General features: G+C 70.1%; 13 protein-coding genes and 1 tRNA gene. 9 read left to right on the top strand and 5 right to left on the bottom strand.

Annotation, left to right across the window (positions count from 1 at the left end; genetic code table 11):
- The first annotated feature begins 11 nt into the window (after positions 1 to 11).
- A complete protein-coding gene (pgfA, locus tag AC3CF1_RS18465; protein ID WP_354983844.1) occupies positions 12 to 1,187 on the top strand; it encodes a cell envelope lipid trafficking protein PgfA in 1,176 nt (391 codons plus the stop codon).
- A 55-nt stretch (positions 1,188 to 1,242) separates the two neighbouring features.
- Here the strand turns inward: pgfA and AC3CF1_RS18460 are convergent, their stop codons facing one another.
- Positions 1,243 to 1,995, bottom strand: coding sequence for a class I SAM-dependent methyltransferase (locus AC3CF1_RS18460; protein ID WP_354983843.1), 753 nt, complete (start codon positions 1,993 to 1,995; stop codon positions 1,243 to 1,245).
- A 378-nt stretch (positions 1,996 to 2,373) separates the two neighbouring features.
- On the opposite strand from AC3CF1_RS18460, the gene AC3CF1_RS18455 reads away from it, so the two are divergent.
- Entirely contained in the window at positions 2,374 to 2,997 is a 624-nt protein-coding gene (locus AC3CF1_RS18455; RefSeq protein ID WP_488450913.1) for a DUF6230 family protein, read from the top strand.
- A gap of 74 nt (positions 2,998 to 3,071) precedes the next feature.
- Positions 3,072 to 4,547, top strand: coding sequence for a DUF6114 domain-containing protein (locus tag AC3CF1_RS18450; protein ID WP_488450912.1), 1,476 nt, complete (start codon positions 3,072 to 3,074; stop codon positions 4,545 to 4,547).
- A 74-nt stretch (positions 4,548 to 4,621) separates the two neighbouring features.
- On the opposite strand, the gene AC3CF1_RS18445 is transcribed toward AC3CF1_RS18450, so the two are convergent.
- Complete coding sequence (locus tag AC3CF1_RS18445) at positions 4,622 to 6,292, bottom strand: DUF885 domain-containing protein (RefSeq protein WP_088950624.1); 1,671 nt, start codon at positions 6,290 to 6,292, stop codon at positions 4,622 to 4,624.
- 130 nt (positions 6,293 to 6,422) lie between these two features.
- Here AC3CF1_RS18445 and AC3CF1_RS18440 point away from each other — a divergent pair, with 130 nt between their 5' ends.
- Positions 6,423 to 7,403 carry a DMT family transporter gene (locus AC3CF1_RS18440; protein WP_088950623.1) on the top strand — a complete coding sequence of 327 codons (981 nt, stop codon included), beginning with the start codon at positions 6,423 to 6,425 and terminating at the stop codon, positions 7,401 to 7,403.
- A 95-nt stretch (positions 7,404 to 7,498) separates the two neighbouring features.
- Here the strand turns inward: AC3CF1_RS18440 and AC3CF1_RS18435 are convergent, their stop codons facing one another.
- Together AC3CF1_RS18435 and AC3CF1_RS18430 are read right to left on the bottom strand one after the other, a co-directional pair.
- Positions 7,499 to 8,569: a PHP domain-containing protein gene (locus AC3CF1_RS18435; RefSeq protein ID WP_088950622.1), complete on the bottom strand. Its 1,071-nt coding sequence runs from the start codon at positions 8,567 to 8,569 to the stop codon at positions 7,499 to 7,501.
- Positions 8,570 to 8,598: 29 nt separating this feature from the next.
- A complete protein-coding gene (locus AC3CF1_RS18430) occupies positions 8,599 to 9,360 on the bottom strand; it encodes a M23 family metallopeptidase (RefSeq protein WP_355159859.1) in 762 nt (253 codons plus the stop codon).
- A gap of 64 nt (positions 9,361 to 9,424) precedes the next feature.
- On the opposite strand from AC3CF1_RS18430, the gene AC3CF1_RS18425 reads away from it, so the two are divergent.
- The 4 genes from AC3CF1_RS18425 to AC3CF1_RS18410 all read left to right on the top strand — a co-directional run bounded on the left by AC3CF1_RS18425 (position 9,425) and on the right by AC3CF1_RS18410 (position 11,364).
- Positions 9,425 to 9,817 (top strand): hypothetical protein, encoded by a 393-nt coding sequence (locus AC3CF1_RS18425; RefSeq protein WP_370453060.1) that lies wholly within the window; start codon positions 9,425 to 9,427, stop codon positions 9,815 to 9,817.
- 141 nt (positions 9,818 to 9,958) lie between these two features.
- The gene (locus tag AC3CF1_RS18420; RefSeq protein WP_185755439.1) at positions 9,959 to 10,126 is read left to right on the top strand and encodes a hypothetical protein; all 168 of its coding nucleotides are present in this window, start codon (positions 9,959 to 9,961) and stop codon (positions 10,124 to 10,126) included.
- A gap of 118 nt (positions 10,127 to 10,244) precedes the next feature.
- Positions 10,245 to 10,772, top strand: a complete 528-nt coding sequence (locus AC3CF1_RS18415; protein ID WP_088950620.1) for a tRNA adenosine deaminase-associated protein — start codon at positions 10,245 to 10,247, stop codon at positions 10,770 to 10,772.
- A gap of 145 nt (positions 10,773 to 10,917) precedes the next feature.
- Positions 10,918 to 11,364, top strand: coding sequence for a nucleoside deaminase (locus AC3CF1_RS18410; RefSeq protein ID WP_172862243.1), 447 nt, complete (start codon positions 10,918 to 10,920; stop codon positions 11,362 to 11,364).
- 195 nt (positions 11,365 to 11,559) lie between these two features.
- Here AC3CF1_RS18410 and deoD read toward each other — a convergent pair whose 3' ends face one another.
- A complete protein-coding gene (gene deoD, locus AC3CF1_RS18405; protein ID WP_074315244.1) occupies positions 11,560 to 12,267 on the bottom strand; it encodes a purine-nucleoside phosphorylase in 708 nt (235 codons plus the stop codon).
- A 75-nt stretch (positions 12,268 to 12,342) separates the two neighbouring features.
- Between deoD and AC3CF1_RS18400 the strand changes: the two genes are divergently transcribed.
- Positions 12,343 to 12,429 (top strand) — tRNA-Ser (locus AC3CF1_RS18400).
- Positions 12,430 to 12,536: the final 107 nt, after the last annotated feature.

Below are 12,536 nucleotides of genomic sequence, written 5' to 3'. Positions count from 1 at the left end.
GTCTTCAGCGCTTGGCTGGCTGGTGCCTTTTCGCCCTTGTCATCGAAGGAGGAGCAGTGAAGAGGATTGTCGGCGCCGCGCTTTTTGGCCTTGGCGTCCTGCTGGTCGTCGCCGCAGTGGGGCTGCCACTGTACGTCGCACCCCTGGTCAGTCAGCTGCCGTACGACCTTGAGCGGTCAGAGTCCGTGGCCGAGTCAGCGAACGCCGAGTTCCTTCAGATCAAGGCGGGCGCGGCGAATGTCGAGCGGGGTGCGCTCCGGTCGACTGTGGAAGTGGTCCCGCTGCCGAAGGTCACCGATGAGAAGATGACCGGTGACCTTGAGGGCAAGGCCGTCGTCTGGGACGTGTTCCAGTCCGTGAGGCGCGTCGACAACAACGAGATCATCAGCGAGTACAGCACCGAGCTCGCCATTGACCGCGTCAGCGGGGCCGCCGCCAAGTGGGATCCTGCCTGGCTCGATGACGGAACTGACCAACCCGCGAACTACTCGGGCCAGGTCTACAAGTTCCCGTTCGGCACCGAGAAGAAGGATTACCCGGTCTACGACCGTGAGATTCGTAAGACGGTCCCGGCCCAGTTCAAAGAGGTCGCCGAGGTGCGTGGCGTCGAGGCCTACCGCTTCGAGCAGACGGTTCCCGAGGCCCAGCTGGTGCTGGCCGAGAGCAGCCTGAAGCTGCTGTTGGCGCGCTTCGCCCCCGAGGCCACGACCGCCCGGATCATGTACACCAACACGCGTACGTTCTGGGTGGAACCCGTCACCGGCGCTTACGTGGATCTCCGCGACCAGCCGCGGAAGGTGCTGGTGCCGGACGTGGGCACGCCGACGGTGCTGCTGAACGCCGACTTCCGCTACAACGAGGCGACCGTGATCGCCAGTGCTGATCGCGCTGCGGACAACGCCCGGTCCATCCAGCTCGTACGACTGTGGGGGCCGATCGCTCTCGGAGTGCTCGGTCTGCTGCTGATCGCCGGCGGCATTCTGTTGGCGATGCGCGACTCCGGCAAGCGTGCCGTCACCGAGCCGACCGAGGAAGAGCGGGCCGGCAGCCACCGAGCCGAGAAGGATGGCAAGGTCGCGGCTTCCGACGGGTCGGATGCGCCGGCGCCTGACGCGCCGTCCGCAGAATCCGTCGAACGGACGGTGCCCGATCAGCGGTCACCGGCTGAGCGCACGGCGCCGCTCTGAGCCTTGAGATGCCAAGTTCGGTGGGTCCGGTTCGCCGGGCCCACCGAACTGCGTTTCAGCGCTTGACGGCCAGAACCACGAGGATCGAGGCGAGAGAGGGTCGGCGGCACATGGCAGCGTCGAACCAGGCGATGCTCGACGGGACCCCGTGAAACCCCGCGCCCCGCAGAGTGACCGGTTCGAAACCCTCGTTGCGGAGCAGGTCGAGTAGCGCGGTGCGGTTGAAGAGGCGCAGATGCCCGACCGGCATGGTGTCGGTCTTGAGGCGGCGCAGTGCCCCGGCGCCGACCTCGGTCGACCGCGTGGAGGTCTCGTAGAAGATCGGCTGGACGCCGGCCAGGAAGAGCGCCCTGTTGTACCAGGCCTGCAGGTTGGGCGTGGTGAGGACGAGGTGGCCGCCCGGCCGGAGCACGCGTGCGCACTCCTCGAGCAGGTGGTCCGGGTCGTACAGATGCTCCAGCACCTCGCCGGCATGCACCAGGTCGATCGAGGCGCTGGGCAGAGGCAGGCCGTCGGCCAGGTCGCACCGGTGGAACTCGTACGGCAGGGCGGCCGCCCGCGCGAGTTGGTGCTCCGAGTAGTCGACCCCGATCCAGCGGATGTTCCGCTCGGGGGCAGTGGACGCAAGGTGGGCCAGGAAGGTGCCGTCGCCGCATCCGACGTCGAGGACGGTGGCCGGTGCGGCCGGTGCTGCCGGGTCGGCGGACAGCGCGGAGAAGATCAGGTCGGTTGCGACGTGCTGGCGCTGCCGCAACGGGGGTGATTGGCTGCCCCAGCCCTGGGGGCCGTAGTAATCGATCAGCGGCACGCCGCAGAGCATAGCCATCGAGCAGCCCCTGAGGGAGGGGCACGCGACGCGGATTCGCGTTTGGCGATGCCACCTACTTTACATTCGTTACCTGATTGTAATCCATCGATGCGTTAGTGACTTTCCGTCGCCTGGGCGAGGGAAAAGTCGGTTTTGATGCTGACTCGTCGCCTCCAGCGCCCTCATCAATGCACACACCGTGACGGGGTGCCGCCGCTGCCGGGGTCACCCGTTACTGCCGGGTAAGCGGGGGGTTGTGAGCTGCGCCTCAGCGGGTGCACCATCAAGCGCGATGGTTACCAGTCGGTAACAGATGTCGGGCGGTGGGCCGCCAGTTCGGGACCGGCCAGCCGCACGCATCCACTCAAGGAGGAAACCGTGCAGGATCGGTCAAGCAGTCAGGGTCGTGTCCGGTGGCGGCGGTTCGCCGCCATGATGTTGCCGGCCACGGCCGCCGCCGGCGCCATCCTGTTTGGAATGTCGACCGGCGCCATCGCCTCCGACATCACGGTCTCCGGACAGACGTTCAAGATCGGCGCCGAGCGCCTCGAGGGCGACGGTTTCAAGCAGTACGGCGGCATCGTCCGGGAGAGCGGCAAGGACGGAAAGGCCGGCCAGGTCCACCCGGTCGCGCTCTCCGAGATCAGCAGTGCCGAGCTGTACAGCCTCTGCCAGTCCGTCCGCGCGGACCTGCCGGGCCTGCCGGTGGTGCTCACCATCAACGCCGGTGAGGGCAAGGAACCCGCCCGCGCCAAGGACCTGCTGATCGCGATGGACACGTTGAACGGCAACGCGACCTTCACCAACATCAAGATCGGTCGGGACGCCACCGACCTGAACCCGACGGCGCAGGCCGGCTCGTTCGGCCAGAACTCCGACCACGTCACCATCACCAACCTCCAGCAGGTGTCCCGCTACACCACGGCGGCCACGTTCAACCTGGTCGGCCTCCGACTCAAGGTCAACGTGGGCGACGACGCCAAGGGCAAGGAGTGCTTCTGAGGTGACTGGGCCCGCGGTGGCCGACCACCGCGGGCCCGGCCCTTTCCCCGTCCCCGCTCCGCCAGGAGGAGTACGTGACAACCGCCAACCCGTCCCACGCCCGGCCCGGCGGTATGGCCCAGGTGTGGCGGACCTTCCGCCGCTGGCAGCGCAGCCGACCGTTCTGGGGCGGACTGCTCATCGTCCTGGCCGGGCTGGAGATGTTCGGCTCCACGCGGATGACCGTCAACGGCCTCAGCTTCCACAGCGGGGCGAGTGGCCTGCTCTCGCTGCTGATCCCGGTCATCCTGGCGGCCTGCGGCCTGCTGCTCTGGTTCACCCCGGCGCAGCACCTGTTCTATTCGATCGTCGCGGCGGTGACAGCGGTCTACTCGCTGATCGGGCTCAACCTCGGCGGCTTTTTCGTCGGTCTGCTGCTCGGCATCGTCGGTAGTGCACTTGCCTTCGCCTGGACACCGGTCCGACCCGCGCCGGCCGCCGCCGAACTGTCCGACACCGAACCGCCCCTCGCCGAACGGGTCGATGCGGATCAGGCCGAAACCGATCAGCCTGGCGCGGATCAGGCGGACGCGGTTCAGCCTCGCGCGGATCAGGAAGACGCGGATCAGGGCGGCGCGACCGTCGCGGGTGCACCTCCCGAGTGGCCGGGACGTTCCGCTGATCCGCGGGTGTTCGGGGTTGCGCTGCTGGTGCTGGGCCTCGCTGCGGCCGGCCTGGCCACCCAGCCCAGAGCGGTGCAGGCCGCACCGACCCGACCCGCCGCGACCGCCTGCCCGACCCCGTCCCGCTCCGTCACGCCGTCGCCCAGCCCCACCACTCCCACCGGGACGCCGACCCCGACACCGAGCGCCAGCCCGGAGCGGGACGGCAACATCATCACCGACATCCTGGACGGCATCGGGGACCTGTTCACCGGTGGACGCGGCGAGAAGACAGCGACGCCGTCGGCTACCCCGATCGCCAGCGCGTCGGCGAAGCCGACAGCCACGCCGACGGCCCGTCCCGGCTCCACGGCCTGCCCGTCACCGAAACCGGGCGGGTCGGGCAAGCCCGGGGCCACGACACCCGACAAGCCAGACGAAGCGGAGCCGGGTAAACCGCTGCCCCGCATCGCCGCCGACCCCAATCTGCCAATGGTGGGCCAGACGCCGTCCAAGCTCACCGGCTCCAAGGTCACCATGACCGGGCTGCGGTTCGACGGGACCACCGAGCTGCAGACCGAGAAGGGCAGCCTCAAGGTGCTGAAGTTCAGCATGCGGGAGGCGGTGACCGACGACTTCCTGCTGGTCGCCGACGGCCCCGACGGGCGCACCCAGCGGTACAAGACCGACCGGCTGACCGTCCGCGGTGACGTGGCCTTCTACTCCACCCGGTTCGTCGGCAAGCTGCTCGGCATCAAGCTCACCCTGACGCCGGACCTGCCGTTGCCGGACGGGATCCCGGTCACCCTGCCGATCTCGATCACGTTCACCGACCCGGTCATGGACCTGGCGTACGTCACAAGTGACACGCTGACCGCCCGGCCGTCGTTGGCGCTCGCCCTCGGCTGAACGACACATCCGCCCCGATGGCTCCGGGTGCTGGCGGCTCGTCCGTACCGCCAGCACCCGGAGCCGTCAGCGGCTCAGAGCCGGGCCAGCGCCCGGCGCAGCGGGTCGAGGCCCAGCGCGCCCAGGTCCAACGCCTGCCGGTGGAACTCGCGAAGGTCGAAATCCGCGCCCTTGCGGGCCTTGGCGTCCTCGCGGGCCTGGAGCCAGATCCGCTCACCGACCTTGTACGACGGGGCCTGCCCCGGCCAACCCAGGTAGCGGTTCAACTCGAAGCGCAGGTTCTCGTCCGGCACCCGGCAGTGCGCCCGCATGAACTCCCAGCCCAACTCGGGCGTCCACCGCTCACCCGGGTGGAAGCCGAACGGGTTGTCCTTCGGGATCTCCAGCTCCAGGTGCATGCCGATGTCCACGATCACCCGCGCCGCCCGCATCGCCTGACCGTCGAGCATGCCCAGCTTGTCGCCCGGATCCTCCAGGTAGCCCAGCTCGTCCATCAGCCGCTCGGAATAGAGCGCCCAGCCCTCGCCGTGCCCGGAGACCCAGCAGAGCAGCCGCTGCCAGCGGTTGAGCAGGTCGGCCCGGACGGCGGTCTGTGCCACCTGGAGGTGGTGACCCGGCACGCCCTCGTGGAAGACGGTGGTCACCTCCCGCCAGGTGGAGAAGTCGCTGATGCCCTGCGGCACCGCCCACCACATCCGGCCCGGGCGGGAGAAGTCCTCACTCGGGCCGGTGTAGTAGATGGCGCCGTCGCTGGTCGGGGCGAGGCAGCACTCGATGCGGCGGACCTGCTCCGGGATGTCGAAGTGGGTGCCGTTCAGCTCGGTGATCGCCTTGTCGGCGAGCTCCTGCATCCAGTCCCGGAACGCCTCCTTGCCCTGGATGGTCCGGGCCGGGTCGGCGTCCAACCGGGCCACGGCCTCGTCGACGGTGGCGCCGGACCCGGCGATGCGCCCGGCGACGACCCGCATCTCCGCCTCCAGTCGGGCCAGCTCCGCGAAACCCCAGGCGTACGTCTCGTCCAGGTCGACCTTGGCGCCGAGGAAGTACTGCGAGGCCAGCTCGTAGCGTTCCCGGCCAGCGGCCTGCTTGTCCCGCCCGTGCGGGGCCATCTCGGTACGCAGGAACTGGCCGAACTCGGCGGTCGCCGCAGTCGCCGCCGCCGCACCCCTACGCAGCTCCGCGCCGAGCGAGCCCTCCGCGTCCAGCCGCTCGACCAGCCCGTGGAAGAAGTTGTCCCCGGTTGGGTCGACCCAGATGTCGCACTGCTTGGCCACCTCGACCAGCTGCACCTTCGAGCTGACCTGACCGGCGGCGAGCGCCTCGCGCAGGGTGGTCTTGTAGCCCTCCAGCGCGCCGGCGAAGCCGTTGAGCCGGGCCGCGATGTTGGCCTGCTCGTCGGCCGTCGCGGTCGGCATCAGGTCGAAGACCATGCGGATCTCGTGCAGCCCGCTGGTGATGACGCTGACCTCGCTGGTCACCTCGCCGGCGTCGTACCGGGCCAGGTCCAGACCGAGCCTTTCCTGCATGGCCTCCTTGGCGGTCCGCTCCAACTCGGTTGCCGGCTCGGTCACCTCCAGGTCGGCGAGAGTCCGGCGGGTGAGGTCCGCACGCGCTCGGTAACCCTCGGGCGAGAGGTCGTCGAGTTGGTCGTCATGGCCGGCGATGCCGACGAAGGTCGCGCCGGTGGGGCTCAAGGGCGCCCACTCGGCCACGTATCGGTTGGCTAGTTCATCGATTCGTCCCACGCTGCGACACTACGTGACCACCCCGCCCCCGTGTCGATGACGTTTGTCGTGTTCAGCAACAGGTTCCGGCAGCGTGTGACGTCCGAAAAGGCGTGCGACTTTGTCGGAGCGCTACGGCAGAGTGTCAGGGGTGAACGCCGATACCACTCCTGACAAAGCGCCAATCCGTTCCTGGTTGCCAGGCTTCGTCGCCCTCGCCGCGATCTGGGGCTCCAGCTTCCTCTTCATCAAGGTCGGGGTGGCCGAGCTGCACCCGGTCCAGCTCACTCTCTACCGGGTCGTCGCCGGCGCGTTGACCCTGCTCGTCGTCCTCGCCATGCTGCGCGACCGGCTGCCCCGAGAGCCTCGCGTCTGGGCACACCTGAGCGTCGTCGCCGCGTTCGGTGTGGCAGTGCCGTTCACCCTCTTCGGCTACGGCGAGCAGCGGGTCGAGTCGATGCTGGCCGGCATCTGGAACGCCACCACGCCACTGATCGTGCTGCCGTTGGCGGTCCTGGTCTTCCGCACCGAGCGGCTGACCGTGCGCCGTGCGGTCGGGCTCGGGCTGGGCTTCCTCGGTGTGCTGGTGGTGCTCGGGGTCTGGGAGGGCATCGGCGGGGCCCACTTCACCGGCCAGCTGATGTGCTTCGGCGCGGCCGCCTGCTATGGCGTCGCCATCCCGTACCAGAAGCGGTTCGTCGCCGGCAGTGCCCACTCCGGCCTGTCGCTGTCCGCCGCGCAGCTGCTGCTCGCCGCCGGGCAACTGGCCATCGTCACCCCGTTCGTCGCCGGCATGCCGCCGCTGCCCACCGAGCTGTCGGCGGGAGTGGTGGCCAGCGTGTTGACCCTCGGCGCGCTCGGCACCGGGCTCGCTTTCGTGATCAACATGCGCAACATCCGGGTGGCTGGCGCGAGCACCGCCTCCACCGTCACGTACCTGATCCCGATCTTCGCGGTGCTGATCGGCGCCGTGGCGCTCGACGAACGCCTCAACTGGCACCAACCGGTCGGCGCGTTGATCGTGCTGCTCGGGGTCGCGGTCTCGCAGGGTGTGTTCGGTCGCCGACAGCCCCGGCCGGTGGTCGGGGTCGGTGCGCCCGCAGCGCCCGCCGCCGAGCCGGTCCGCCACTGAGGCCCGCCGTGCCGCCGGGGCGGGGCTGGAAGGGGTTGGTCACTGGAGGGCCGGTCACCGCCCCGCCGGCCCGCGGAAGGGGGCGGGCGTCCAGGTCAGGCGTGGTTGTGGGTCCAGTCCACGAGTTGCTCGGCGGACCAGGTGTTGACCACCCGGTCGGCGGGGACGCCGCAGAGGGCGGCCCGTTCGCAGCCGAACCGTTGCCAGTCGAGCTGTCCGGGCGCGTGGGCGTCGGTGTTGATGGCGAACCGGCAGCCCGCCTCCAGCGCGCGGCGGATCAGCCGCTTCGGTGGATCCTGGCGCTCCGGCCGAGAGTTGATCTCGACGGCGGTGTCGTGCTCGGCGCAGGCGGCGAAGACCGCGTCCGCGTCGAAGTCGCTCTCCGCCCGGGTCCGGGCCCGGTGACCCCGGTCGCCAGGGCCGGTCACTCCGGCCGGGCGGGACGACACCATCCGACCGGTGACATGGCCGAGGATGTCCAGGTGCGGGTTGGCGACCGCGGTCAGCATGCGACGTGTCATCTTCGACCGCTCGTCCTTGAGGTTGCTGTGCACCGACCCGACCACCACGTCCAGCCGGGCCAGCAGCTCGTCGTCCTGGTCGAGTGAGCCGTCCGCGAGGATGTCCACCTCGATCCCGGTGAGGATGCGGAAACCCTCGGGCAGCGCCGCGTTGACCTGTGCGACGTGGTCGAGTTGCCGGCGCAGCCGGGCCGCGGTCAGGCCCCGGGCCACCGTCAGTCGTGGCGAGTGGTCGGTCAGCACCAGGTATTCGTGGCCCAGCTCCACAGCGGCCAGCGCCATCTCCTCGATCGGCGAGCCGCCGTCGGACCAGTCCGAATGGGTGTGGCAGTCGCCCCGCAAAGCGGCGCGTAGCGCCGTCGCCTCGGCGTCCAGGTCGCTGCCCTCGGTCGCCACCAACCGCCGCAGGTAGACCGGCTCCTCACCGGCAAGCGACTCCGCCACACAGCGGGCCGTGACGTCACCAACCCCGGCCAGCTCGGTGAGCGTGCCGTTGCCGGCCCGGTCGGCCACCTCGGTCGCAGGCAGGCCGGCCAGCGCCTTCGCCGCCGACCGGAACGCCCGGACCCGATAGGTGGCCTCGTTCGCACGCTCCAACAGGAACGCGATCCGGCGCAGGTCGGCGATGGGGTCCCGGGCCTTCATCCCACCGAACCTAGTCGGTGCCGCGCCGGTCAGGGAGCCTTCGGGCAGCCGTGTTTGCGCTGCCACGCGGTGACCTCGGCGGCTGGTTCCCGATTGCCGCCGCGTCGCCAGGAATCCAGGTAGCGGGCCGGCCAGAGCACCCCGCGCCGAATCCACCAACCGTCCTTGCCCGCACACGGCGGCGAGATGCCGAAGTGCACGTGGCACACGTTGTTGGCGTTGCCGGTGCGCCCCACCTTGCCGAGCTGCTGCCCGCCGCGGACCCGCACCCCGGCGTCGACCCCGCCGGACACGGCACTCAGGTGCGAGCCGTAGTAGCGCACCCCGTCGTCGCCGAGCAGGGAAACCGACAGGCCACCGTTCTCCGGGCCCTGCGGCCCCCGCTTCGAGTACCGGTCGACCCGACTCACCTCCAGCACCGTCCCGTCGGTCACCGCGACGAACGGTTCACCACAGTCGGCGAAGAGATCCGTGGCCGGATATGCCCCGTGCGTCGGGTGGTAGTCGACGTTGCCGGCGCGTACCGGGAAGACATGCCGCAGCCCGGAGCGCGGTGCCGTCGCCGACGGCCCGGCGGACGACGGTGTCGAGGCCGGGGTCGGGGTGGCAGCCGACGGCGACGGTGCCGCCGGCTGCTCGGCGGTCGCCCAGACCGCCGGCGGCGTGGGCGCGGCGCCGTCGGCCGGCACCCCCGGCCGGGTCGTCGCGCAGCCGGCGGCCAGCACCGGGACGAGCAGCAGCAGGATCGGGTACGCCGGACGCGCGCGGCGGCCGATCGTCGGCGACGGCATCCGGTCATCCTGGCAGAGCCGGTACCGTGGGCACGAGCGACGCGCGTGAGGGAGGGCAGCGACGGTGACCATCGCCCGACCAGAACCTGGCTCGGATCCCGGTGCCTTCGTCCGCCCGGTGGCGCGTACCCCCTCGGGTCTTTTCCCCGCCGGCCCGCCGGCCCGGCCCACCTACCGCGAGCCACACCCGGTCACCGGCGGTGGTGTCGCCGCTGGCGGCGGCGCGGCGGCCGGCTGGTTCCTGTTGTTCGGGCTGCTCGGCACCGACGTGGCCAGTTACGCGTGGTGGACGGTGGTGGCCGGTCTGCTGGCGTGGCTGACCGCCCTGGTGCTGGTCCGCTATGGCGACCGAGGGGTCGCCACCGGGGTCGCCATCGTCACGGCAGGAGGCTGGAGCATCGCCGCCGCCGTGCTGGCGGTCCGCTGGGGAACCAGCGGTGACTGGCCGTTGTGGTGACCGCCGACTGCGTCACCGACTGCTCCCGTGACAGTGCCGAAACGGCTCCGAAACGAGTGTCCATGACTGCGCCGTGTGCCGGTTGGCTGCGTAGCGAACGCCGTCTTGACGTGGCCGCCGAGACTCGGCACGCTCGGCACTATGGCCTGGACCACCCCGCGACAGGACCCGGATCGCACCCGCCGCCGCCTTCAGTTGTTGGCAGAGTTGGCGGGCGCCCGCGCGGTCCGTCAGCGCAGCCGACCGCAGCGGCAGCGCACCGAGCGTCTGCGCCAACTCATCGCCACCCGCCGTCGGGTCGCTGGCTGATCCGACTTTGTCAGGAATGACCGGCGCTTCGGGGCGTTGACCGGTCGCCTGCCGACCCGACCGGCTAACGTGCACGCGTAACGGGTCGGCGTTGTGCCGAGGGGCTATTGGGGGGACCGTGTCGTACTTCGCTGCGGCCGTGGTGCGCGACGACAGTGGCTGGACCGCCGCCGAGGTCAGCCTGCGTGGCGCCACAGACATCGACGAGGTCGCTGACCGACTGCGTGACGTCGACCTGGAGGCCGACGTGTCGCTGCTGTTCGTCGAGGCCGATGACGCCTATCTGGTGGTCCTGCGTCTCGACGAGGGCGACGACCTGCGGGTGTTCGGTTCGGACTCCGCGTTCGCCGAGGAGTCCCCTCTTGGTTCGCTGCTGGTCGGTGACCTGAAGACCTCGGTCACCGGGCTCGACGGCGACGAGGAGCCGCGCCCGGTGACGAGTGGTGACGAGGAGAGCGAGCAGCCCGTCGTCGACCCTGAGGCCGACCCGGTGGGCGATGCCGACCTGCTGGCCAACCTGGGCATCTCCGCGCAGAAGCTGCTGACCCTGTGTACGCACGAGGGCATGATGCCGGCGGACGTCACCGCCGAGATCTGCCAGGTGCTCGGGTGCGTCGACGAGGTCGAGGAGCTGCGTGAGGTCTGAGCCGGCCGACGCCACCGATCCGTCGCTGGAGTCGATCCGGCCCGGGCAGCCGACCCCCGGTGCGGTGGGCCGCGCCGGCCCGGGTGCCCACGAGGGCCTGGCCGACCTGGGCGAAGTCGGCCGACGGCAGCGGCACGAGCTGTGGATGCGCCGTGCCCTGGAGGTCGCCGTCACGGGCGTTGCCGACGCTGCCACCGGTGCCACGGATGTGGACGACGTGCCGGTGGGCGCGGTGCTCTACGGGCCGGACGGGACCGAGTTGGCCATCGGGCGCAACGAGCGGGAGCTGACCGGCGACCCCACCGCCCATGCCGAGGTGCTGGCCCTGCGCCGAGGTGCCGAGCAGGTCGGCCGGTGGCGGCTGGACGGTTGCACCCTGGTGGTCACCCTCGAACCGTGCACCATGTGCGCTGGTGCGCTGGTGCTGGCCCGGGTCTCCACCGTCGTCTTCGGCGCGTGGGAGCCCAAGACCGGCGCAGCTGGATCGCTCTGGGACGTGTTGCGTGACCGCCGGCTCAACCACCGCCCCGAGGTCTACGGCGGGGTGCTGGAGGCCGAGACCGCCGCCGTGCTGCGAGCGTTCTTCCGCTGAGGCCGGGCCGCTCGCCTCTCGCCGACTGGGCGCTGGCCGCCGTGTGACCTGGGTGGCTGGATCGGGCTCGCGTGGCGTGGCGCGGGTTGGTGTGGCGCGGGTTGGGCCGGCCTGATGCTGAAGAGCGTGATGACTGTGAGGCATATTTATGCCACACAGTCATCACGCACTCCGCGGTGACGCCGCCCGGACGGGTCAGGCGATGATCGTGTCTAGGGCGATCTCGACCATCTGGCTGAAGGTCTGCTCCCGCTCCTCGGAGGTGGTCTTCTCGCCGGTCTTGATGTGGTCGCTGACGGTCAGCACGGTCAGCGCGCGGGCCTTGAAGCGGGCGGCGATCGTGTAGAGCGCCGCCGACTCCATCTCCACCGCCAGCACGCCGTAGTCGGCGAGCGTGTCATAGAGGTCCGGCCGGTCGGTGTAGAAGGCGTCCGCCGCCAGGATCGGCCCGACGTGCATCGTGATGCCGCGCCGCTCAGCCACCTCGACCGACGTACGCAGCAGCCCGAAGTCGGCCACCGGGGCGTAGTCGATCAGCCCGTCGAAGCGCATCCGGTTCATGTTGGAGTCGGTGGAGGACCCGATGGCCGCCACCACGTCCCGCAGTTGCAGGTCGGTGCTGAGGGCACCACAGGAGCCGACGCGGATCAGCGTCTTCACGCCGTACTCGTTGATCAGTTCGTGTGCGTAGATGGAGGCCGACGGCATGCCCATGCCGGAGCCCTGGACGGAAACCTCGACGCCGTTCCAGCGGCCGGTGAAACCCAGCATGCCCCGGACCGTCGAGTAGCAGGTGGCGCCCTCGAGGTAGGTCTCTGCGATCCACTTGGCCCGCAGGGGGTCGCCCGGCATCAGGACCCGCTCGGCGATCTCGCCCGGCTTCGCGCCGATGTGCGTACTCATGGCAAAGATCCTGCCAGGCTGGCACGGGCGATACCGGTTCGGCGTCGGAACCAGCGGTCCTGTACCCTCGTCGGCGGTGGCGTGTCCGAGCGGCCTAAGGAGCACGCCTCGAAAGCGTGTGAGGGTTAACGCCCTCCGAGGGTTCAAATCCCTCCGCCACCGCTCATGGAATGCAGAAACGCCCGGACGATCCGCGAGGATCGGCCGGGCGTTTCGCTTCTGGTTTCAGTTCCGGTCTCAGTCAATGGGCGAGGTGATCGAGTTAGTGC

The organism is Micromonospora sp. MGP-C2 (genome assembly GCF_057766525.1).
Note: the sequence above shows the minus strand (reverse complement) of the source record. Positions and strands in the feature narration are given on the sequence as shown.

Bases quoted from the DNA above. Each gene is read 5' to 3' on its own strand.
- AC3CF1_RS18435 (WP_088950622.1), bottom strand. From the start codon at position 8,569: ATGAAGGCCCGGGACCCCATCGCCGACCTGCGCCGGATCGCGTTCCTG.
- AC3CF1_RS18430 (WP_355159859.1), bottom strand. From the start codon at position 9,360: ATGCCGTCGCCGACGATCGGCCGCCGCGCGCGTCCGGCGTACCCGATC.
- AC3CF1_RS18420 (WP_185755439.1), top strand. From the start codon at position 9,959: ATGGCCTGGACCACCCCGCGACAGGACCCGGATCGCACCCGCCGCCGC.
- AC3CF1_RS18410 (WP_172862243.1), top strand. From the start codon at position 10,918: ATGCGCCGTGCCCTGGAGGTCGCCGTCACGGGCGTTGCCGACGCTGCC.
- deoD (WP_074315244.1), bottom strand. From the start codon at position 12,267: ATGAGTACGCACATCGGCGCGAAGCCGGGCGAGATCGCCGAGCGGGTC.